The following is a 20,957-nucleotide window of genomic DNA, read 5'->3' on the forward strand; positions in this document are numbered from 1 at the left end:
ACGTCGGATCGAGAAGGAGTGCGCGATGTTCAAGGCCTTGATGCTCGAAAAGTCTGATGCCGGGTTTCGCGCTGCCGTCCGCGCGGTCGACGAAACCCAGCTTCCCGCGGGTGACGTGCTGGTGGCCGTCAGCCACTCGACCATCAACTACAAGGACGCGCTCGCGATCACCAACAAGGGCCCGGTCGTCCGCGCCTGGCCCATGGTGGCCGGCATCGACGGCGCCGGCACGGTGATCGAGAGCAGCCATCCTGGCTGGAAGCCCGGCGACCGGGTCATCCACAACGGCTGGGGCGTGGGCGAAGTGCATTGGGGATGCCTGGCGGAGAAGGCGCGCCTCAAGGGTGAATGGCTTGTCGCGCTGCCCGACGCGTTCACGCCGCGCCAGGCGATGGCCATTGGGACTGCCGGCTACACCGCGATGCTGTGCGTGCTGGCGCTCGAGCGGCATCGCGTGCAGCCGGGCGACGGCGAGGTGCTGGTCACCGGCGCGACGGGGGGAGTCGGCAGCGTGGCGACGGCGTTGCTGAGCCGCCTGGGACATCGGGTGGTCGCCGCGACCGGCAAGGCGGCCGAAGGGGACTATCTGCGCGCGCTGGGCGCTTCGACCGTGATCGACCGGTCGGAGCTGGCCACGCCGGGAAAGCCGTTCCAGAAAGAGCGCTGGACGGCAGTGATCGATGCAGTCGGCAGCCACACCTTGGCGAATGCGCTGGCCCAGACACGCTATGGCGGTGTGGTCGCCGCATGTGGGCTGGCCCAGGGTACGGACCTGCCAGCAACCGTGCTGCCATTCATCTTGCGCGGCGTGACGCTCGCCGGCGTGGACAGCGTGGTGGCGCCGCCCGGCCTGCGACGTGAGGCCTGGCAGCGGCTTGCCCGGGATCTGGATCCCGGCCAGCTCGAATCGATGACGCAGGACATCCAGCTCGACGGCGTCGTGCCGCAGGCACAGGCCTTGATCGAGGGCAAGGTTCGCGGCCGGATCGTCGTCGACATTCGATGAGGAGGCTCCCATGACACGCTACGCCGAGTTCCATCGACGCTCCATCAGCGACCGCGAAGGCTTTTGGGCCGAGCAGGCACAGCTCATCGACTGGCATCGGCCCTTCGAGCAGGTGTGCGACTACAGCCACCCGCCGTTCGCCCGCTGGTTCATCGGAGGACAGACCAACCTGTGCCACAACGCCGTCGACCGGCATCTCGCGCAGCGGGCCGATCAACGCGCGCTGATCTACGCCTCGAGCGAGACCGGCGAGGAACGCACCTACAGTTTCCGGGAACTGCACGCCGAGGTTCAGCGCATGGCCGCCGTGCTGCAGTCGCTCGGCGTGAGGCAGGGCGATCGCGTGCTGATCTACATGCCCATGATTCCGCAGGCGGTGTTCGCGATGCTGGCGTGCGTGCGCGTGGGCGCGATCCACTCGGTGGTGTTCGGCGGCTTCGCGAGCGTAAGCCTGGCAAGCCGCATCGACGATGCGCAGCCCACCGTGATCGTCAGCGCCGACGCCGGCAGCCGGGCGGGCAAGGTCATCGCCTACAAGCCGCTGCTGGACGAGGCGATCCGCCTGTCGAGCCAGCCGCCGAAGAAGGTGCTGCTGGTCGACCGCGGCCTGGCTCCCATGGAACTCGTCGCGGGCCGCGACGAGGACTACGCGGCACTGCGCCAGCGCCATCTCGAGGCGCAGGTGCCCTGCGCCTGGGTCGAGGCCACCCACCCGAGCTACACGCTGTACACCAGCGGCACGACCGGCAGGCCCAAGGGCGTGCAGCGCGACACCGGCGGCTATGCGGTCGCGCTCGCCGCCAGCATGAAGCACATCTTTCAGGGCAACGCCGGCGAAACGTACTTCTCCACCAGCGACATCGGCTGGGTCGTCGGACACAGCTACATCGTGTACGGGCCGCTGATCGCCGGCATGGCGACCATCCTCTACGAAGGCTTGCCGATCCGGCCCGATGCAGCGGTCTGGTGGAGCCTGGTCGAGAAGTACCGCGTGACGGCGATGTTCAGCGCGCCGACGGCGGTGCGGGTGCTGAAGAAGCACGACCCCAAGCACCTGCGACAGCACGATCTCGGCTCGCTGCGGGCGCTGTTCCTCGCCGGCGAGCCACTCGACGAGACCACCGCCCGCTGGATCGCCGAAGAGCTCGGCAAGCCGGTCGTCGACAACTACTGGCAGACCGAGACCGGCTGGCCCATCCTGACCATCGCCAACGGCGTCGAGCGCGCGCCGGGCAAGCTCGGCAGTCCCGGTGTGCCGATGTACGGCTACGACGTGAAGCTGCTCGACGAGCACACCGGCGAGGAGCTGAAGGGCGCGCATCAAAAGGGCGTTGTCGCCATCGAGGGCCCGCTCCCGCCGGGGTGCATGCAGACGGTGTGGCGCGACGATGAGCGCTTCGTCAAGACCTATTGGCAGAGCATCCCGGGCAAGCTGGTCTACAGCACCTTTGACTGGGGCATTCGCGACGAGGACGGCTACTACTTCATCCTGGGGCGCACCGACGACGTCATCAACGTCGCGGGCCATCGCCTGGGCACGCGCGAGATCGAGGAGAGCATCTCCAGCCATCCCAACGTCGCAGAGGTCGCGGTGGTCGGCGTCGCCGACGCGCTGAAGGGGCAGGTCGCGATGGCCTTCGTCGTCGCCAAGGATGCAAGCGGGCTGGTCGACGAAGCGGCGCGGCTGCGACTCGAAGGCGAAATCATGAAGACGGTCGACCAGCAGCTCGGGTCGGTCGCGCGACCCTCGCGGGTTCACGTGGTCAGCGTGCTGCCCAAGACACGCTCGGGCAAGCTGCTGCGGCGCGCCATCCAGGCGGTGTGCGAGCAGCGCGATCCCGGCGACCTGACGACCATCGAGGACCCGGCGGCGCTGCAGCAGGTGAGGGACCTGGTTGCCCCGCGCGCCTGAGCCGCCGCGGTTCAGCACCCGAATCCGGCGTTTCGTCGCAAGGTCATGCGCCACGGGCCCAACCCGACTGTCCGCGTCGCGGACCAGCCGGCACAATCGCCCGATGCACACCCACCATGTCTTCGCCTTCGCCGCGGCGATGCTCGCGGCCATCCCGGCGGCGGCTGCGCCGTCCCTGCCGGGCCCGGCCTTTCCTTCGTTCGCCGATGTGAAGACCGTCAAGGATGCGTGCGACCGCGACCTCGCGGGCGCTCAAGCGCGTCTCGCGCGCCTGGAGCGGCATGCTCCCGACGGCCGCTGGGCGGCGGCATCGGACGATCTCAACGCCTATCTCGAGGACGTCTCCGGCCCGATGTACCTGATGGAGAACGTCCATCCCGACAAGGCCATCCGCGACGCGGCGCAGGCCTGCGTGCTGCGCTGGCAGGACTTCTTTTCGACGATGGGCCTGAACGAAAAGCTCTATCGCACGGCACAGAAGGTGAAGCCACTCGATGCGATCGATCGCGAGTTCATGAAGTCGACACTCGAAGGCTTCGAGGACGCCGGCATCGGGCTGCCGGTCGACAAACGGCCGCGCGCCAAGCAGATCAACGATCGCATCACTGAGCTGGGCCAGCAGTTCAACAAGAACGTGCGCGACGACACGACCAAGGTGCCGTACAAGGTCGACGAGCTGGCCGGCGTGCCGGAAAACGTGTGGAAGAACGCGCCGCGCGACGCCGAAGGCCAGGTGCTGCTCGGGCTCGACTATCCGATCTACTTCCCCGTGATGGAGCGTGCCGAGCGGGCCGCCACCCGCGAGCGCATGTGGCGCGCGCGCAGCGTGCAAGGCGGTGACGCCAACCTCAAGCTGCTGGCCGAGCTCGCGCAGCTGCGGCGCGAGTACGCGCAGCTGTTCGGCTTCGCGAGCTACGCCGACTTCAAGCTGCGCCGACGCATGGCGGAGAACACCGCGAACACGCAGCGCTTCCTCGACGAAGTGAAGGCGGTGCTCACCGAGCGCGAGGTGCGCGACCTGGCCGAGCTGCGCCAGGCGAAGGCACAGCACCTCGGCACGCCGCTCGATGCGACGACCATCGATCGCTGGGACGTGCCGTTCTACACCGAGCGCGTGCGCCGCGACCGCTACACCGTGGACCAGGACGCCTTCCGGCCGTACTTTCCCCCGCAGGAAAGCCTCGCGTTCGTCATGAAGGTGGCCGAGCGCATGCTGGGCATCCGCTACCAACGCGTCGGCAAGAAGATGTGGCACGAGGACGTGCAGGCGTACGCGGTCTCCGACGCGAAGAGCGGCAAGGCGCTGGCGACGCTGTACGTCGACCTGTACCCGCGCGACGGCAAGTACAAGCATGCGGCGGTGTTCAGCTACCGCAACGGGGCCACGCGCATCGGACGAGTGCCGCAGGCCGCGCTGGTGGTCAATCTCGACCGCAAGGGCTTGTCGCTCGACGAGCTGGAAACGCTGCTGCACGAGCTGGGCCACGCGCTGCACAACAACCTCTCGGCAACCCGCTACTCGGCGCAAGGCGGCACGACGACGCTGCGCGACTTCGTCGAGGCACCTTCGCAGATGCTCGAAGACTGGGTCTACGACAAGCGGGTGCTGAAAGTCTTCACCGAGGTGTGTCCGAGCTGCAAGCCGGTGCCCGACGACATGATCGACAAGGCGCTGGTGGCGCGCGACTACAGCAAGGGCATCAAGGAAGGGCGCCAGCATTTCTACGCCAGCTTCGACCTGGCCCTGCACGCCGCCGACGCGCCCGAGCCCATGGCGCTGTGGGCCCGCATGGAGACCGCGACGCCGCTGGGCCATGTCTCGGGCAGCAAGGGGCCGGCGTCCTTTACCCACGTCGCCGGCGGGTATGCAGCCGGCTACTACGGGTACTTGTGGAGCAAGGTCGTGGCGCTCGACCTCAGGACCGCCTTCGAGGCCGACCGCCTCGACCCGGCGGTCGGCATGCGCTATCGGCAGACCGTGCTGGCGCAGGGCAGCCAGAAGCCGCCCAAGCAGCTGGTGCGCGACTTCCTGGGTCGCGACGCAAATTCGAAGGCGTTCTTCGACTGGCTCAGGCGATAGCCGTCACAGGACTTCGCTGGCGAAGTCCGCGAGCCGCGACCGCTCTCCGCGCGCCAGCATGATGTGCCCGGAGTGCGGCCAGCCCTTGAAGCGATCCACCGCGTAAGTCAGGCCGGAGCTGCCTTCGGTGAGGTAGGGCGTATCGATCTGCGCCAGGTTGCCCAGGCAGACGATCTTCGTGCCGGGCCCGGCTCGGGTGATCAGTGTCTTCATCTGCTTGGGCGTCAGGTTCTGCGCCTCGTCGATGATGACGTACTTGTTGAGGAAGGTGCGGCCGCGCATGAAGTTCAAGCTCTTGATCTTGATCTTGCTGCGCACCAGGTCGTTGGTGGCGGCGCGCCCCCACTCGCCGGCGCCGCCATCGCTCTTGGACAGCACCTCGAGGTTGTCGTCGAGGGCGCCCATCCACGGGCCCATCTTCTCTTCCTCGGTGCCCGGCAGAAAGCCGATGTCCTCGCCCACCGGAACCGTGACGCGCGTGACGATGATCTCGGTGTAGCGGCGGTCGTCCATCACCTGCGACAGGCCGGCCGCCAGCGTCATCAGCGTCTTGCCGGTGCCCGCGGTACCGGTGAGCGTGATGAAGTCGCATTCGGGATCCATCAGCAGGTTCAGCGCGAAGTTCTGCTCTCGGTTGCGCGCGGTGACTCCCCACACGGCGTTCTTGTTGTGGGTGTACTCCCGCAGGGTGCGCAGCACGGCCGTCTTGCCGGTGATCTCGGTGACCTTGGCGTACAGCGGCGCGGCGCCGGGCGCCTCGAAGAAGACGAACTGGTTGATCAGCAGCGCCGGCACCAGCGGACCGCTGATGCGGTAGTAGGTGAGTCCGCCCTGGTTCCAGCTCTCCATCGTCTTGCCGTGGCGCTCCCAGAAGTCTGGTGGCAGTTGCAGCACGCCTGTGTACAGCAGGTCGCCGTCTTCCAGCGTCTTGTCATTGAAGTAGTCTTCTGCGGGCAGCCCCAGCGCACGGGCCTTGATCCGCATGTTGATGTCCTTGGACACCAGCACTACATCGCGCTTGGGTTGCTGCTCGCGCAACGCCTGCACAACGCCCAGGATCTGGTTGTCGGCCTTGCCCTGCGGCAGTCCGACGGGCAGGCTGACGTTGACCAGATTGGTCTGGAAGTACAGCTTGCCGGCTGCTTCGCGATGGCCGGTGCGCGACAGGGGCAGGCCTTCGGTCATGCCGCTGCCGTTGCGCATGCCGATGGTGGCGGCGAGCGTGTCGAGCTCCCGACTCACTTGGCGGGCATTGCGAGAGACCTCGGTCATGCCACGCTTGTGGCCGTCGAGCTCTTCCAGCGTGATCATGGGCAGGTAGATGTCGTGCTCCTCAAAGCGGAACAGCGACATCGGGTCGTGCATCAGCACGTTGGTGTCGAGCACAAAGAGCTTGGGCGGCCCATCGCCGCGCGGCTTGCGCAGCCGCGGCTCGACGGCCGGGCGCTTGACGTGGTGGTGCTGGACGGGCGGTGCCGCTTCGGGCGGCAGCACCGGCGGCGCTGCCACTTCGGCGTGGCTGTCGTACAGGTGCAGCTCAGCGCCGGAAGCCGGCTCTGCGGAACTGCTGGTCTTGTTGGAACGTTTGCCCGGTTTGGGCGCGGCCTGCGAGTCGAAGTCGGTTTGGGTCAGGAGGGAAGCTCGTTTGGCAGGCGGCTTGGGCAGTGGCATGGGCTGGCTGTGTTCCGTTCGACGCGAAAAGAAAAAAAGCCGCACAGTCGCCTGTGCGGCTCGATGGAGAGAGTGCGCGTTTCACAACTCACGGGCATGGCCCATTATGCACATCCGGTGTGTCGCGACAACCCAATGTTGCGTCCATCCCATAGGTTTCGCGCCGACGCAAAAAAGCCGACCCGCAGGTCGGCTTGGGTCGTCGGCGAGGCAGCCCTCAGGCAGCCTCAGCCTTCTTCAGTGCCTTGACCGCCTTCAGGACTTCCTCGACGTGGCCGAGGACCTTGAGGCCTCGCCACTCTTGGCGCAGCACGCCGTTGCCGTCAATCAGGAAGGTGGAACGCTCGATGCCCTTGACCTTCTTGCCGTACATGATCTTGTTCTTGACGACTCCGAACATGTGACAGAGCTTTTCCTCGGTGTCGGCGATCAGGTCGAACGGCAGCTCATAGGTTTGCCGGAATTTCTCGTGCGATGCCATGTTGTCCCGCGAGACGCCGAAAACCACCGCACCGGCCCTCACGAAATCCTTGTGATACTCACCGAACTGCAGCGCTTCGGTGGTGCAGCCGGGGGTCATGTCCTTGGGATAGAAGTACAGGACGACGATCTTGCCGGCATAGGCCTGTGGCGTGAACTTCACACCGCTGGTGGCAAGCGCTTCAAATTCCGGTAGGGGTTTGTTGAGAGCTGGCGTCATGAAGTATTCTGCTCAGTTGCGCTTCGTGGGCGTAGCTCGCGATTATAAGGCCACTGAGGACCTTCGAGTACCCTTCACACGGGTCTTCGGGACAGCTTCATGCCCTCTCGAACAGCAGCGCCGCCACCACCGAACGACCCTCTGCAAGCAGGACGTTGTAGGTGCGACAGGCCGCCGGGCTGTCCATGGTCTCGATGCCTATGCGCGCATCGATCAGCGGTCGCAACAGCGCCGGCCTTGCGAAGCGAATTCGTGATCCGCTGCCGAAGATCACGAGTTCCGGCTCGAGCTTGGCGAGCATCTCGAAATTCGCCTCGGACAACTCGGCGAAGTTCGCCGGCGGCCAGGGGAGCACCGCTCCCGTCCACGGCACGACGACGCTGTGCCGGTACTCGGTGCCGTTGACGATGACGCCTTCGGGTCCGTGACGCGCGATGGCGTTGCTTCCGTCGATGCGGTCGGCTTGCAGTTTCACGAGGGGTTTCCACGGGGTGCGTGTGGTTAAATTATAGGTTTTGCGCCGCAGTAGAACCACTGCGGCCATCCCGGGGGAATTAAGTGAAGCCCATCGCCAAGTCGAGCAAGCTCGCCAACGTCTGCTATGACATCCGCGGGCCCGTCCTGGACAAGGCACGCCAGATGGAGGACGAGGGCCACAAGATCATCAAGCTGAACATCGGCAACATCGCCGCGTTCGGCCTCGAGCCGCCCGACGAGATCGTGCAGGACATGATCCGCAACCTGCCCCATACGGCGGGCTATACCGACAGCAAGGGACTGTTCGCACCGCGCCGCGCCGTGGTGCACTACACGCAGGAAAAGCTGATCCGCGGCGTGACCGTCGATGACGTCTATCTCGGCAACGGCGCCTCCGAGCTGATCGTGATGAGCCTCAACGCGCTGCTCGACGACGGCGATCAGGTGCTGCTGCCTTCCCCCGACTACCCGCTGTACACCGCCGCGGTGGCCCTCTCGGGCGGCACGCCCGTTCACTACGTCTGCGACGAGCAGTCCGGATGGTTGCCCGACATCGACGACATCAAGAAAAAGATCACGCCCAGCACGAAGGCGATCGTCGTCATCAACCCGAACAACCCGACCGGTGCGCTGTACCCCGACGAGGTGCTCAAGCAGATCGTCGAGGTGGCGCGGCAGCACCAGCTCGTCGTGCTGGCGGACGAGATCTACGACAAGACGCTGTACGACGGCGCGACGCACACCAGCATCGCGTCGTTGGCCGATGACGTGCTCTTCATCACGTACAACGGCCTGTCGAAGAACTACCGCTCCTGCGGCTACCGCGCGGGCTGGATGGTGGTCTCGGGCGAGAAGCGGCACGCCCGGGACTACATCGAAGGCCTGAACATGCTGGCCTCGATGCGCCTGTGCTCGAACACGCCGGGGCAGCTCGCCATCCAGACCGCGCTGGGCGGCTACCAGAGCATCAAGGACCTGGTCGCGCCGGGCGGGCGGCTTTGCCGCCAGCGCGACCTCGCCTACGAGCTGCTGACGCAGATCCCCGGCGTCAGCGTCGTCAAGCCCAAGGCCGCGCTGTACATGTTTCCCCGGCTCGATCCGAAGCTGTACCCGATCCTCGACGACCAGCAGCTCGCCTACGAGCTGCTGGCCGAGGAAAAGGTCCTGATCGTGCAGGGCACCGGCTTCAACTGGCCGCAGCCGGATCACTTCCGCCTGGTGTTCCTGCCGAACTCCGACGACCTCACCGACGCCGTCGGCCGCATCTCGCGCTTTCTCGACCACTACCGCAAACGTCACTCGCACTGAGCCTCGAAGGGCACGCACCATGAAACCCATCCAAGTCGGCCTGCTGGGCATCGGCACCGTCGGCAGCGGCACGTTCAACGTGCTGCGTCGCAATCAGGAAGAGATCCGCCGCCGCGCCGGACGCGGCATCGAGATCACGATGGTGGCCGACCTCGACACCGCGCGCGCGCAGGCCGTCGTCGGCGACCACGCCAAGGTGGTGTCCGACGCGCGCGAGGTGATCGCCAATCCCGACATCGGCATCGTCATCGAGCTGATCGGCGGCTATGGCGTCGCAAAGGCGCTCGTGATGGAGGCCATCGCGGCCGGCAAGCACGTGGTCACGGCCAACAAGGCGCTGCTCGCGGTGCACGGCACCGAGATCTTCGCCGCGGCGCGCGAGAAGGGCGTCATGGTCGCGTTCGAGGCCGCGGTCGCCGGCGGCATCCCGATCATCAAGGCGCTGCGCGAAGGCCTCACGGCCAACCGCATAGAGTGGATCGCCGGCATCATCAATGGCACCACCAATTTCATCCTCTCGGAGATGCGCGCCAAGGGGCTGGATTTCGCGGCAGTCCTCAAGGAGGCGCAAAGGCTGGGCTACGCCGAGGCGGATCCCACCTTCGACATCGAAGGCATAGACGCCGCGCACAAGGCGACCATCATGAGCGCCATCGCCTTCGGCATCCCCGTGCAGTTCGACCGTGCGCACGTCGAAGGCATCACCGGGCTGCACGCAGCTGACATCGTCTACGCCGAGCAGCTGGGCTATCGCATCAAGCTGCTGGGCATCACGCGCCGCCGCGACGACGGCATCGAGCTTCGGGTGCATCCGACGCTGGTGCCGAGCAAGCGGCTGATCGCCAACGTCGAAGGGGCGATGAACGCGGTGCTGGTCCAGGCCGACGCCGTCGGCACGACGCTCTACTACGGCAAGGGTGCGGGCTCGGAGCCCACCGCGTCGGCCGTCGTGGCCGACCTGGTCGACATCACGCGGCTGCACACGGCCGACCCCAATCACCGCGTGCCGCACCTCGCATTCCAGCCCGACGAACTGGCCACCACGCCGATCCTGCCGATCGAGCTGGTGCGCACCTCGTTCTACCTGCGGCTGCAGGTCGCCGACCAGGCCGGCGTGCTGGCGCGAATCACCGGCATCCTGGCGGAGCGCGGCATCTCCATCGACGCCCTGCTGCAGCGCCCGACCGATCCCGACGCGCACGGCACCACCAAAACCGATGTCATCATCATGACCCACGAGACGGTGGAAGGCCGCATGAACGAGGCGATCGCGCAGATGCAGGCGCTGCCCACCGTGCTGGCGCCCATCGTGCGCATCCGCAAGGAAGAGCTGAACTGACGTGAAGTACATCAGCACGCGGGGCGACCGCACCGAGCGCGGCTTTTCCGACATCCTGCTCGAGGGCCTGGCGCCCGATGGCGGCCTGTACCTGCCGACCCACTATCCCCGGGTCGACGCGGCAACGCTCGCACGCTGGCGCGGACTGCCGTACCCCGACCTCGCTTTCGAGATCCTCTCGCTCTACATCGACGACATCCCGTCCGCCGACTTGAAGCGCCTGGTGACCAGCACGTACACCCCCGAGGTGTTCGGCACGCGCGAGATCACGCCTCTGAAGCCGCTCGAACCCGGCCTGCAACTGCAGGCGCTGTCCAATGGACCGACGCTCGCCTTCAAGGACATGGCGATGCAGCTGCTGGGAAACCTGTTCGAGTACGAGCTGGCCCGCCGCGGCGAGACGTTGAACATCCTCGGGGCCACGTCGGGCGACACCGGCAGTGCGGCCGAGTACGCCATGCGCGGCAAGCATGGCGTGAAGGTCTTCATGTTGAGCCCGCACGGCCGCATGAGCGCCTTCCAGCAGGCGCAGATGTTCAGCCTGCAGGACGCCAACATCCACAACATCGCCGTGGAAGGCGTCTTCGACGACTGCCAGGACATCGTGAAAGCGGTGTCCAACGACCTCGCGTTCAAGCGTCGGCACAAGATCGGCACGGTCAACTCGATCAACTGGGCGCGCCTGCTGGCGCAGGTCGTCTACTACTTCGCCGGCTACCTCCAGGCCACCGCGAGCAACGAGGAGAAGGTCAGCTTCGCTGTCCCGTCGGGCAACTTCGGCAACATATGCGCCGGCCACGTCGCGCGAATGATGGGCCTTCCGGTCGAGCGCCTGGTGCTGGCCACCAACGAGAACGACGTGCTCGACGAGTTCTTCCGCACCGGCACCTACCGCGTGCGCGGTGCGGCCGAGACGCACGAGACCTCCAGCCCGTCGATGGACATATCCAAAGCATCGAACTTCGAGCGCTTCGTGTTCGACCTGCTGGGCCGCGACGCGCAGCGCACGCGCCAGCTCTTCAAGACGGACGTCGAGGACCACGGCTCGTTCACCGTCAGCGCCGACGAGTTCGCGCGCGTCGCCGACTTCGGGTTCGTCTCCGGCTCCAGCACGCACGCCGACCGGCTGGCGACCATCCGTGACACCTGGCAACGCTTCGGCGTGATGATCGACACCCATACGGCCGACGGCCTCAAGGTCGCGCGCGAGCGCCGGGACCCGGACGTCCCCATGATCGTGCTCGAGACGGCGTTGCCGGTGAAGTTCGCCGACGCCATCGTCGAGGCGCTGGGCCGCGAGCCGGAGCGACCGGCCGCGCTGCAGGGCATCGAGAAACTCCCCAAGCGGTTCACGGTGATGCGGGTCGATGCCCAGGCGGTGAAACGCTTCATCGCCGACAATGCCTGAATGAAAGTCGTCGGGTTCAGCGGCTATTCGGGCTCGGGCAAGACGACACTCGTCGAGCAGCTCATCGCACGGCTGCGCCTGGCGGGCCAGCGGGTGTCGGTCGTCAAGCATGCGCACCACAACTTCGACATCGACCACGAAGGCAAGGACTCGTGGCGGCACCGCCAGGCGGGCGCTTTCGAGGTCGTCGTCGCGTCGGACCGTCGGCTGGCGAAGATCCGCGAATACGAGGTTCATGCCGAGCCCACGGTGCACCAGCTCATTGCCGAGCTGTACGAGTGCGACTGGGTCCTGGTCGAGGGCTTCAAGCATGCCGACCTGCTGAAGATCGAGGTGTGGCGCGCTGCTGCAGGCAAGCCGGTGCAATACCCGAACGACCCCTTCGTCGTAGCCGTCTGCACCGACAGCCATGCCCAGCTGCCGCAGCGGACCGGCCTGCCCATCCTCGACCTCAACGATCCGGATGCCGTGGCACATTTCCTTCTTGGAAATCCCGAGCGCTATGAGTACCGATCACCCCTCTACGACGACGCCGATGCGGCCGGCCCTGCTGACGCTGGGCCAGGCGCTGGACCGGCTGCTGGCCGCGGTCCGGCCGTTTCCGGCGACTGACGTCCAGACGGTCTCCACCTTCGAGGCGCTGGGCCGCGTACTCGCCGAGGACCTGCGCTCGTCGCTCGACGTCCCGCCGCAGGACAACAGCTCGATGGACGGCTATGCGGTGCGCTGCGCCGACGTGACGCGCGCCGGCGTCTTGCTGCCGGTCGCCCAGCGCATTGCGGCCGGCGCGCCGCCCCAGCCCCTGGCGCCTGGCGCCGCTGCGCGAATCTTCACCGGTGCCCAGATCCCGGCCGGCGCCGACGCGGTCGTCATGCAGGAGCAGTGCGCTGCGGTGGACGGTGGCGTGCGCGTCGACGCCGTGCCCACGTCGGGCCAATGGATACGCCGCCGCGGCGAGGACGTGGCCGCCGGTGCGGTCGTGCTGGCATGCGGCGCACGGCTCACGCCGCAGGCGATGGGTCTCGCGGCGTCGGTGGGTGCCGCCACGCTGCGCGTTTCGCGGCGGCCACGCGTGGCGCTCTTCTCGACCGGCGACGAGCTGGTGATGCCGGGCCAGCCGCTGCCGCCCGGAGCGATCTACAACTCCAACCGTTTCACGCTGCGTGGCCTGATCGAGTCGCTGGGCTGCGAGTGCGCCGATCTGGGCATCGTGCCCGACCGGCTCGACGCGACGCGTGCGGCACTGCGCGAGGCCGCCGAAGGCAACGACCTCATCGTGACCAGCGGCGGCGTGTCGGTCGGCGAGGAAGACCACCTCAAGCCCGCCGTGCAGGCCGAGGGCCGGCTGGACCTGTGGCAGATCGCCATCAAGCCGGGCAAGCCGCTGGCATTCGGCGAGGTCCGTCGGGGCGACGGAACGCAAGCGCATTTCATGGGCCTGCCTGGGAATCCGGTGTCCAGCTTCATCACGTTCCTGCTCGCCGTGCGGCCGGTGCTGCTGCGGCTGCAGGGCGCGTCGGCCGCCGCGCCTGATGGCATGACCATGCGCGCGGACTTCGACTGGCCGCAGCCCGACAAGCGCGAGGAGTTCCTCAGGGTGCGCCGCAATGCGCAAGGCGGGCTGGACCTTTTCCCCAACCAGAGCTCCGGCGTGCTCACCTCGGTTGTTTGGGGCGACGGCGTGGTGGACAACCCGTCCGGGCAGCCCATCCGCCGAGGCGATGCCGTCCGCTACCTCGCGTTCTACGAGCTGCTGACATGAACACCGTGCACGTGCGGTACTTTGCCTCCATCCGCGAGGCGCTCGGCCCGGCCGAGAAGGTCGAGGTGCCGGCCGGCGCCACCGTGGCCCTGTTGCGCGACCGGTTGATCGAGCGCAGTCCCGTGCACGCCGCCGCGCTGGCGCGGGGCAAGGCCTTGCGCTGCGCGCTCGACCAGACGCTGTGCGATGAATCGGCGGTGGTGAGCGAGGGCGCCGAGGTGGCCTTCTTCCCGCCCGTCACCGGAGGCTGAACGGGATGTCCGCCCTGACGCGCGTCACCGTGCAGCTCGAGGACTTCGACCTCGGCGCCGAAGTCGCTGCGCTGCGTGCCGGCGATCCTGGCGTCGGCGCGGTGGCGGCCTTCGTGGGCACGGTGCGCGACCGCAACGAGGGGCTCGGGGTCAGCTCGATGGAACTCGAGCACTACCCCGGCATGACCGAGAGGGCCATCGAGGCGATGATCGACGAGGCCCTGTTCCGCTTCGACATCCGCGCGGTGCGCGTCATCCATCGCATCGGCGTGCTGCACCCCCAGGACCAGATCGTGCTCGTGGCGGTCACCTCGGGGCACCGCGGCCACGCCTTCCAGGCCTGCGAGTTCCTGATGGACTACCTGAAGACCCAGGCGCCGTTCTGGAAGAAGGAGCACACGCCGGAAGGCGCGCGCTGGGTCGATGCGCGCGTCAGCGACGACGACGCGCTGGCGCGCTGGGGCTTGCCCAGCGGGAACGCCGCTCGATGACCGGGGCGCTGCCCTGGCTGCAGGTGCTCGCGGTGGCCGCGGGTGCGGCGGTCGGCGCCCTGCTGCGCTGGGCCAGTGCGCTGGCCTTCAACCACCCCGGCGGCGAGGGCATACAACTCGGCACGCTGCTCGTGAACTGCGTGGGCGGGCTGATGATCGGCTTCGCGATGCTCTGGTTCCAGCGGTATCCCAACGAGCCGATGCGCCTGTTGCTGGTCACCGGCTTTCTCGGCGGGCTCACCACCTTCTCGGCCTTTTCCGGCGAATCGCTCGCGCTGCTGCAGCGCGGCGACTGGGGGTGGGCGCTGCTGCACACGCTGCTCCATGTGGTGGGCTCGCTCGCCTGCGCCGCCCTCGGCTTTCGGTTCGCGCGCACGCTGTTTGCCTGACGCTGGAAGGGCCGGCGCTCTTGCGCTGCGTCAGCCTTTCGTGACTTGAAATCGGTTCGAATTTCCTCAAATCCCGAGCAACGAGAGGATCCGATCCATGCGACTCGACAAGCTCACCACCAAGTTCCAGGAAGCGCTGGCCGACGCCCAGAGCCTGGCCGTCACGCGCGACAATCCGTACATCGAGCCGGTGCACCTGCTGGCGGCCATGCTGGCCCAGACCGACGGTCCCAAGGCCATGCTGGACCGCGCCGGCGTCAACACCGCCCGCCTGCAAGCCTCGCTCGACGCCGAGCTGAAGAAGCTGCCGCAGGTGCAGGGTGGCGAGCAGGTGCAGCCCAGCCGCGACCTGGGTTCCCTGCTTCAGGCCACGGAGAAGGAAGCCGCCAAGCGCGGCGACCAGTTCATCGCGAGCGAGCTGTTCCTGCTCGCGGCCGCCGACAGCAAGGTTGCCGGCCCGCTCTTGAAGGAACACGGCCTCACGCGCAAGACGCTCGAAGCGACCATCGACCTGGTGCGCGGCGGCCAGAAGGTCGACAGCCCCGAGTCCGAGGGCCAGCGGGAGGCGCTGAAGAAGTACACGCTCGACCTGACCGAGCGCGCCCGCAACGGCAAGCTCGATCCGGTCATCGGCCGCGACGACGAGATCCGCCGCGCCATTCAGGTGCTGCAGCGGCGCACGAAGAACAACCCCGTGCTGATCGGCGAGCCGGGCGTCGGCAAGACGGCCATCGTCGAAGGCCTGGCGCAGCGCATCGTCGCCGGCGAGGTGCCCGATTCCCTGCGCAACAAGCGCGTTCTGGTGCTCGACATGGCCTTGCTGCTGGCCGGCGCCAAGTACCGGGGCGAGTTCGAGGAGCGGCTGAAGTCGGTGCTGAAGGAGGTCGCCCAGGACGAAGGCCAGACCATCGTCTTCATCGACGAGATCCATACCATGGTCGGCGCCGGCAAGGCCGAGGGCGCGATCGACGCGGGCAACATGCTCAAGCCGGCCCTCGCGCGCGGCGAGCTCCACTGCATCGGGGCCACGACGCTCGACGAATACCGCAAGTACATCGAGAAGGACGCTGCGCTGGAGCGCCGCTTCCAGCGCATCCTCGTCGGCGAGCCGTCGGTCGAGGCGACCATCGCCATCCTGCGCGGCCTGCAGGAGAAGTACGAGGCGCACCACGGCGTCGAGATCACCGACCCGGCCATCGTCGCCGCGGCCGAGCTGAGCCATCGCTACATCACCGACCGCTTCCTGCCGGACAAGGCCATCGACCTGATCGACGAGGCTGCTGCGCGCATCAAGATCGAAATCGATTCCAAGCCGGAGGTGATGGACAAGCTCGACCGGCGGCTGATCCAGCTGCAGATCGAGCGCGAGGCCGTCAAGAAGGAGAAGGACGAGGCTTCCCAGCGGCGCCTCGCGCTGATCGAGGACGAACTGCTCAAGCTGCAGCGCGAGTACAACGACCTCGAGGAGGTGTGGAAGTCAGAGAAGGCCGCGGCGCAAGGTTCGGCGCAGATCAAGGAAGAGATCGACCGCCTTCGCACGCAGATCGACGAGTACACGCGCAAGGGCGACTTCAACAAGGTTGCCGAGCTGCAGTACGGCAAGCTGCCTGAGCTGCAGAGGCGCGAGAAGGATCTGCTCGCCAAGGAAGCCAAGGGCGTTGCCGGCCGGCCCACGCTGCTGCGCAACGAGGTCGGCGCCGAGGAGATTGCCGAAGTGGTCGCGCGCGCGACGGGCATCCCGGTGTCCAAGCTGATGCAGGGCGAGCGCGAGAAGCTGCTGCAGATGGAAGCGCGGCTGCACGAGCGCGTTGTCGGCCAGGACGAGGCGATCGCGGCGGTTGCCAATGCCATCCGTCGCTCCCGCTCGGGCCTGTCGGATCCGAATCGCCCGACCGGATCGTTCCTGTTCCTCGGCCCCACCGGGGTGGGCAAGACCGAGCTGTGCAAGGCGCTGGCCGCCTTCCTGTTCGACAGCGAGGAGCACCTGATCCGCGTCGACATGAGCGAATACATGGAGAAGCACTCGGTGGCGCGGCTGATCGGCGCGCCGCCGGGCTATGTCGGCTATGACGAGGGCGGGCACCTCACCGAGGCGGTGCGGCGCAAGCCATACAGCGTGCTGCTGCTCGACGAGGTCGAGAAGGCGCATCCGGACGTGTTCAACGTGCTGCTGCAAGTGCTCGACGACGGCCGCCTCACCGACGGCCAGGGCCGCACGGTCGACTTCAAGAACACGGTGATCGTGATGACCTCCAACCTCGGCTCGCATCAGATCATGCAGATGGCGGGCCAGGACGCCGAGACGATCCGCGATGCGGTGTGGGTCGAGGTGAAGCAGCATTTCCGCCCGGAGTTCCTCAACCGCATCGACGAGACGGTGGTGTTCCACGCGCTCGACCAGCAGCACATCGAATCGATTGCACGCATCCAGCTCAAGGTGCTGGAGGCAAGGCTGGAGAAGATGGAGATGAAGCTCGACGTGTCGCCGTCGGCGCTGGGCGAGCTGGCCAAGGTCGGCTTCGATCCGGTGTTCGGCGCGCGGCCGCTCAAGCGGGCGCTTCAGCAGCGCATCGAGAACCCGGTGGCCAAGCTGATCCTCGAGGGCAAGTTCGGACCGAAGGACGTGATCCCGGTGAACATCGAAGGCGGTGAGTTCGTCTTCGAGCGCACCGTGCACTGACGCCGCTCACGCGGGCTCGTCGAACACCGAGTCCATGCGCGCGATCTGCAGTCGCGCCAGCGTGAGGTTGGCGTGCGTCTTGTCGAGTACGGCGTGCAGCGCGAGGCCGGGATGCTTGGGCACCGCGCGCAGCACCAGGTGATGCGCTCCCAGCGTGATGGCGGCTTCGGGCATCGCGTGGCCAAGACCCAGGGTGCGGCTGGTCGTCAGCATGGCGGCCATGAGATCGGCGCCGTGCTCGGCCAGATCGGCCGGCCCAGGGCTGGCGCCGGCGTGAGCAAGGTCCTGCCCGGTCGCGACCTCGAAGATGCAGCAGCTCACCATGCCGGTGAGCTGGCTCAGCTGGTTCACGTAGCGCGTGAGCGGGTCCTGGTCGGCGGTTGCCTGGGCATTGCGTACCGGCACCGAGGGCATGGGCCGCAAGGGCAGCGGCGCGGCGGGCCGTTGTGGCGCGGGCGCAGCGGTGCGGGCAACGGGGGCCGAAGGCGCCGGCATCGGCCGCGCCGCGGGCACCGCCGGCGTGCGGGGGCCCATCTCTTCGCGCAGCCGGGTCCAGGTGCTGCTGATGAAGTTCCACGCATCGGCGGGCCGCGCCACCTGCGGGGTGGTGCGCACGTTGACGCCGGTGCCGCGGGCGAGCTCCATGCCCTGCGTGACCAGTGCATTGGCGGTCGACAGCGGCAGCAGCAGCAGGTTTCGATTGGGCCACGGGCCGGCGATCATGTCTTCGTGCAGCGGCTTGAAGATGCCGGTGATCGAGTGGCCCGGCACATCGCCGACCAGGATCACGCCCAGCGTGCTGAAGGCCAGCAGCATCCGCGCGAGCGCGTGACGCGAGGTCGTGTCGGCGTCTGCCTCCGTCGAGTAGATGCGCAGCGTGTGGCCTTCCGCCGTGGGCAGCTCGACGTACTCGAGCGTCGCCAGCGTGGTGCCGTAGCCTTGCCGGCGGATCACCAGCTTCTGCACCGCGCCCTTGCTGGCGGCCGCGATTCCCGCGATGAGCTTGCGCGAAGAGTGCGTGGCAACGTCGTGGATGGCGATGAATTCCGGGCGCAGGTGCTCGAACTGCTGTTGCATCGCCGGCCCGGCATCGCACGACACGAACAGCTCGCGCACGTTGGCGCCCACGGCGCGCCCGACGTCGCGCTGCTCGGCGGCCAGGTACGTCTCTTCGTCGCGCACGAGCTGCGTCTGGGCGCGCGTGGCCTCCCAGGTCTGCGGCGCTTCCTTCGGGTCTTCGCCCGAAGCGGAGTCCCGCGGCGGGCCCGCCGTATTCGGAATGGTCATTGGTGCTCTATCCCGTTCTCGCCTCAGTGTAGGCCACGCGTTGTGGCCCTTGCCCTGCGAAAACCATGATTTCACGAGCGTTGCGCCGCAGCCATCCCCAAGGTCCGGACGAATCCGTCGCGGCGCCGGTGCGAGCAACGCACTCGTAGAATCGATGCTCCGCATTTTCTGTGGCCGCAGATGCACCGCGTCATCGCATGCACCGGCCTCGAGCGCCCCATGCCCGAATCGGAAGTCCCCGCATCTCCCGCCCCCGTGGTGATCGTCGGTGCGGGTCTCGCCGGGCTCACCGTCGCACTCCACCTGGCCCAACGCCATCCGGTGGTCGTGCTGGCCAAGCGCAACATCGACGAGGGCGCCACAGCGTGGGCGCAGGGCGGCATCGTCGGCGTGCTCGGCGACGACGACAGCATCGAATCGCACGTGCGCGACACGCAGGACGCGGGCGCCGGCCTGGTCGACGAGCAGACGGCGCGCTTCATCGCCGAGCACAGCGCCGAAGCCGTGGCCTGGCTGGTGGAAAGCGGCGTTCCGTTCTCGCCCGATCCGCAGGGACCGCTCGGTCTGCATCTCACGCGGGAAGGCGGTCACGCCGTGCGGCGCATCGCGCATGCCGCCGACGCCACCGGAAAGGCCATCCACGACGCGCTGCTGGAGCGCGTGCGCCAGCATCCCAACATCACGCTGCGCGAACGATGGATGGCGCTCGACGTGATCACGTCACGGCATCTCAGGCGCGAGGAGCAGCCGCAGTGCTACGGCATCTACGCGCTCGACATCGACCATCAGCGCGTCGAGACGCTGCCGGCCACGGCGGTCGTGCTGGCCACCGGCGGCGCAGGGAAGGTGTACCGCTACACCACCAATCCGGACACCGCCACCGGCGACGGCATCGCGATGGCATGGCGCGCTGGCTGCCGTATCGGCAACATGGAGTTCATCCAGTTCCATCCGACCTGCCTGTACCACCCGCAGGAGCGCAGCTTCCTCATCACCGAAGCGATGCGCGGCGAAGGCGCGCACCTGAAGCTGCCCGACGGCACCCGCTTCATGGCCGCCCATGACGAGCGCCTGGAGCTCGCGCCGCGAGACATCGTCGCGCGTGCGATCGACTTCGAGATGAAGCGGCACGGCATCGACTACGTGCTGCTCGACGCCACGCACCTCGGCGAATCGTTCCTGCGCGAGCATTTCCCGACCATCTACGCGCGCTGCCTGCACCTGGGCATCGACATCGCGCGCCAGCCCATTCCGGTGGTGCCGGCGGCGCACTACACCTGTGGCGGCGTCGTCACCGACCTGCAGGGACGCACCGACCTGCCGGGCTTGTACGCGGTGGGCGAGACCACCTACACCGGCCTGCACGGCGCCAACCGCCTCGCCAGCAACTCGCTGCTCGAGTGCGTCGTGCTGGGTCGCACCTGCGCGCGCGACATCCTGGATCGCGGCGCGAAGCATCCGCCCCTGCCGCCCGCCTGGGACGAGAGCCAGGTCGAGAATGCCGACGAGCAGGTCGTCATCGCGCACAACTGGGACGAGTTGCGCCTGCTGATGTGGAACTACGTCGGCATCGTGAGGACCACCAAGCGGCTGGAGCGGGCACTGCACCGCATCAAGCTGCTGCGCACGGAAATCGACGACTACTACGCCAACTTCCGCGTCAATCGAGACCTGCTGGAGCTGCGCAACCTCGTGGACTGCGCCGAGCTGATCGTGCGCTCGGCGCTGATGCGCCATGAAAGCCGCGGGCTGCACTACAGCCGCGATTTCCCGCACACGCTGCCGGTGAGCTTTCCGACGGTGCTGCTGCGTGCGCACCGGGACGGCAAGAAGCCGAAGGCGTACGGGCTCAGCGGCTGAGGCAGTCCCGGAACGCGGCGCGGCTCAAGCCCGGGCCCGCATGGCGATGCGCGCCTGAACGAACTCGAAAGCGAAGCCGACCGCCTCCGCGATGGCGCGCTCGTTCTCGCCGCGCTCCTTGTCCGTGAGGTAGAACGCGAAGTCGACCTCGTGGCGGATGTAGCGCGGCGGCAGCCGGTTCAGGGCCACGCACGCGATGTCCGCGAGCAGCTCTTCGTCGAGGTGCGGATAGCGCTTGGCAGCGGCCCGCACCGCTTCGATGACGGCACGTTCGTGGTGGTTGTGGATGGAGTCGAAGTCGACGTTCATGGGCGCCCAGTGTGGGCCGGACCCGGC

At 67.4% G+C, this 20,957-nt stretch carries 18 protein-coding genes; 13 read left to right on the top strand and 5 right to left on the bottom strand.

Annotated features, from left to right (window positions below):
- Window positions 1–25: 25 nt before the first annotated feature.
- The 3 genes from P7V53_RS11945 (at window position 26) to P7V53_RS11955 (ending at window position 4,998) form a co-directional block, all read left to right on the top strand.
- The gene (locus P7V53_RS11945; RefSeq protein ID WP_280155692.1) at window positions 26–1,006 is read left to right on the top strand and encodes an MDR family oxidoreductase; all 981 of its coding nucleotides are present in this window, start codon (window positions 26–28) and stop codon (window positions 1,004–1,006) included.
- A 10-nt stretch (window positions 1,007–1,016) separates the two neighbouring features.
- A complete protein-coding gene (locus P7V53_RS11950; protein WP_280155693.1) occupies window positions 1,017–2,918 on the top strand; it encodes a propionate--CoA ligase in 1,902 nt (633 codons plus the stop codon).
- A 103-nt stretch (window positions 2,919–3,021) separates the two neighbouring features.
- The gene (locus tag P7V53_RS11955; protein WP_280155694.1) at window positions 3,022–4,998 is read left to right on the top strand and encodes a M3 family metallopeptidase; all 1,977 of its coding nucleotides are present in this window, start codon (window positions 3,022–3,024) and stop codon (window positions 4,996–4,998) included.
- A 3-nt stretch (window positions 4,999–5,001) separates the two neighbouring features.
- Here the strand turns inward: P7V53_RS11955 and P7V53_RS11960 are convergent, their stop codons facing one another.
- The 3 genes from P7V53_RS11960 to P7V53_RS11970 form a co-directional block, all read right to left on the bottom strand.
- On the bottom strand, window positions 5,002–6,669 hold the full coding sequence (locus P7V53_RS11960) for a PhoH family protein (protein ID WP_280155695.1): 1,668 nt from the start codon (window positions 6,667–6,669) through the stop codon (window positions 5,002–5,004).
- 217 nt (window positions 6,670–6,886) lie between these two features.
- The gene (locus tag P7V53_RS11965; protein ID WP_280155696.1) at window positions 6,887–7,369 is read right to left on the bottom strand and encodes a peroxiredoxin; all 483 of its coding nucleotides are present in this window, start codon (window positions 7,367–7,369) and stop codon (window positions 6,887–6,889) included.
- A 97-nt stretch (window positions 7,370–7,466) separates the two neighbouring features.
- A complete protein-coding gene (locus P7V53_RS11970; protein ID WP_348273471.1) occupies window positions 7,467–7,913 on the bottom strand; it encodes an Mth938-like domain-containing protein in 447 nt (148 codons plus the stop codon).
- A gap of 14 nt (window positions 7,914–7,927) precedes the next feature.
- Between P7V53_RS11970 and P7V53_RS11975 the strand changes: the two genes are divergently transcribed.
- The 9 genes from P7V53_RS11975 to clpB all read left to right on the top strand — a co-directional run bounded on the left by P7V53_RS11975 (window position 7,928) and on the right by clpB (window position 17,474).
- Window positions 7,928–9,154 (top strand): pyridoxal phosphate-dependent aminotransferase, encoded by a 1,227-nt coding sequence (locus tag P7V53_RS11975; RefSeq protein ID WP_280155697.1) that lies wholly within the window; start codon window positions 7,928–7,930, stop codon window positions 9,152–9,154.
- Window positions 9,155–9,173: 19 nt separating this feature from the next.
- On the top strand, window positions 9,174–10,493 hold the full coding sequence (locus P7V53_RS11980; protein WP_280155698.1) for a homoserine dehydrogenase: 1,320 nt from the start codon (window positions 9,174–9,176) through the stop codon (window positions 10,491–10,493).
- A gap of 1 nt (window position 10,494) precedes the next feature.
- On the top strand, window positions 10,495–11,901 hold the full coding sequence (gene thrC, locus P7V53_RS11985) for a threonine synthase (protein WP_280155699.1): 1,407 nt from the start codon (window positions 10,495–10,497) through the stop codon (window positions 11,899–11,901).
- The gene (mobB, locus tag P7V53_RS11990) at window positions 11,902–12,513 is read left to right on the top strand and encodes a molybdopterin-guanine dinucleotide biosynthesis protein B (RefSeq protein ID WP_280155700.1); all 612 of its coding nucleotides are present in this window, start codon (window positions 11,902–11,904) and stop codon (window positions 12,511–12,513) included. It begins immediately after the preceding gene.
- The gene (glp, locus tag P7V53_RS11995) at window positions 12,437–13,663 is read left to right on the top strand and encodes a gephyrin-like molybdotransferase Glp (protein ID WP_280155701.1); all 1,227 of its coding nucleotides are present in this window, start codon (window positions 12,437–12,439) and stop codon (window positions 13,661–13,663) included. Before mobB ends, glp begins: the two co-directional genes overlap by 77 nt.
- Window positions 13,660–13,914, top strand: coding sequence for a molybdopterin converting factor subunit 1 (gene moaD, locus P7V53_RS12000; protein ID WP_280155702.1), 255 nt, complete (start codon window positions 13,660–13,662; stop codon window positions 13,912–13,914). Before glp ends, moaD begins: the two co-directional genes overlap by 4 nt.
- A gap of 5 nt (window positions 13,915–13,919) precedes the next feature.
- Entirely contained in the window at window positions 13,920–14,405 is a 486-nt protein-coding gene (gene moaE, locus P7V53_RS12005) for a molybdopterin synthase catalytic subunit MoaE (protein ID WP_280155703.1), read from the top strand.
- Window positions 14,402–14,794 carry a fluoride efflux transporter CrcB gene (gene crcB, locus P7V53_RS12010; protein WP_280155704.1) on the top strand — a complete coding sequence of 131 codons (393 nt, stop codon included), beginning with the start codon at window positions 14,402–14,404 and terminating at the stop codon, window positions 14,792–14,794. The genes moaE and crcB overlap by 4 nt, the downstream gene beginning before the upstream one ends.
- 97 nt (window positions 14,795–14,891) lie before the next feature.
- Window positions 14,892–17,474 carry an ATP-dependent chaperone ClpB gene (gene clpB / locus P7V53_RS12015; RefSeq protein WP_280155705.1) on the top strand — a complete coding sequence of 861 codons (2,583 nt, stop codon included), beginning with the start codon at window positions 14,892–14,894 and terminating at the stop codon, window positions 17,472–17,474.
- Window positions 17,475–17,480: 6 nt separating this feature from the next.
- Here the strand turns inward: clpB and P7V53_RS12020 are convergent, their stop codons facing one another.
- Window positions 17,481–18,761, bottom strand: a complete 1,281-nt coding sequence (locus tag P7V53_RS12020) for a hypothetical protein (protein WP_280155706.1) — start codon at window positions 18,759–18,761, stop codon at window positions 17,481–17,483.
- A 219-nt stretch (window positions 18,762–18,980) separates the two neighbouring features.
- Between P7V53_RS12020 and nadB the strand changes: the two genes are divergently transcribed.
- Complete coding sequence (gene nadB / locus P7V53_RS12025) at window positions 18,981–20,621, top strand: L-aspartate oxidase (RefSeq protein WP_280155707.1); 1,641 nt, start codon at window positions 18,981–18,983, stop codon at window positions 20,619–20,621.
- A 24-nt stretch (window positions 20,622–20,645) separates the two neighbouring features.
- Here the strand turns inward: nadB and P7V53_RS12030 are convergent, their stop codons facing one another.
- Window positions 20,646–20,930: a late competence development ComFB family protein gene (locus P7V53_RS12030; protein WP_280155708.1), complete on the bottom strand. Its 285-nt coding sequence runs from the start codon at window positions 20,928–20,930 to the stop codon at window positions 20,646–20,648.
- Between the last annotated feature and the right edge of the window lie 27 nt (window positions 20,931–20,957).

Source organism: Piscinibacter sp. XHJ-5 (assembly GCF_029855045.1).
GTDB lineage: Bacteria > Pseudomonadota > Gammaproteobacteria > Burkholderiales > Burkholderiaceae_C > Albitalea.

What these genes read in the sequence shown, in the direction of transcription:
- P7V53_RS11960 (WP_280155695.1), bottom strand. Translation starts at nt 6,669, where the DNA reads ATGCCACTGCCCAAGCCGCCTGCCAAACGAGCTTCCCTCCTGACCCAA.
- clpB (WP_280155705.1), top strand. Translation starts at nt 14,892, where the DNA reads ATGCGACTCGACAAGCTCACCACCAAGTTCCAGGAAGCGCTGGCCGAC.
- crcB (WP_280155704.1), top strand. Translation starts at nt 14,402, where the DNA reads ATGACCGGGGCGCTGCCCTGGCTGCAGGTGCTCGCGGTGGCCGCGGGT.
- glp (WP_280155701.1), top strand. Translation starts at nt 12,437, where the DNA reads ATGCGGCCGGCCCTGCTGACGCTGGGCCAGGCGCTGGACCGGCTGCTG.
- P7V53_RS11955 (WP_280155694.1), top strand. Translation starts at nt 3,022, where the DNA reads ATGCACACCCACCATGTCTTCGCCTTCGCCGCGGCGATGCTCGCGGCC.
- nadB (WP_280155707.1), top strand. Translation starts at nt 18,981, where the DNA reads ATGCCCGAATCGGAAGTCCCCGCATCTCCCGCCCCCGTGGTGATCGTC.
- moaE (WP_280155703.1), top strand. Translation starts at nt 13,920, where the DNA reads ATGTCCGCCCTGACGCGCGTCACCGTGCAGCTCGAGGACTTCGACCTC.
- P7V53_RS11980 (WP_280155698.1), top strand. Translation starts at nt 9,174, where the DNA reads ATGAAACCCATCCAAGTCGGCCTGCTGGGCATCGGCACCGTCGGCAGC.
- mobB (WP_280155700.1), top strand. Translation starts at nt 11,902, where the DNA reads ATGAAAGTCGTCGGGTTCAGCGGCTATTCGGGCTCGGGCAAGACGACA.
- moaD (WP_280155702.1), top strand. Translation starts at nt 13,660, where the DNA reads ATGAACACCGTGCACGTGCGGTACTTTGCCTCCATCCGCGAGGCGCTC.
- P7V53_RS11965 (WP_280155696.1), bottom strand. Translation starts at nt 7,369, where the DNA reads ATGACGCCAGCTCTCAACAAACCCCTACCGGAATTTGAAGCGCTTGCC.
- P7V53_RS11945 (WP_280155692.1), top strand. Translation starts at nt 26, where the DNA reads ATGTTCAAGGCCTTGATGCTCGAAAAGTCTGATGCCGGGTTTCGCGCT.
- P7V53_RS12020 (WP_280155706.1), bottom strand. Translation starts at nt 18,761, where the DNA reads ATGACCATTCCGAATACGGCGGGCCCGCCGCGGGACTCCGCTTCGGGC.
- P7V53_RS11950 (WP_280155693.1), top strand. Translation starts at nt 1,017, where the DNA reads ATGACACGCTACGCCGAGTTCCATCGACGCTCCATCAGCGACCGCGAA.
- P7V53_RS12030 (WP_280155708.1), bottom strand. Translation starts at nt 20,930, where the DNA reads ATGAACGTCGACTTCGACTCCATCCACAACCACCACGAACGTGCCGTC.
- P7V53_RS11970 (WP_348273471.1), bottom strand. Translation starts at nt 7,913, where the DNA reads ATGGCCGCAGTGGTTCTACTGCGGCGCAAAACCTATAATTTAACCACA.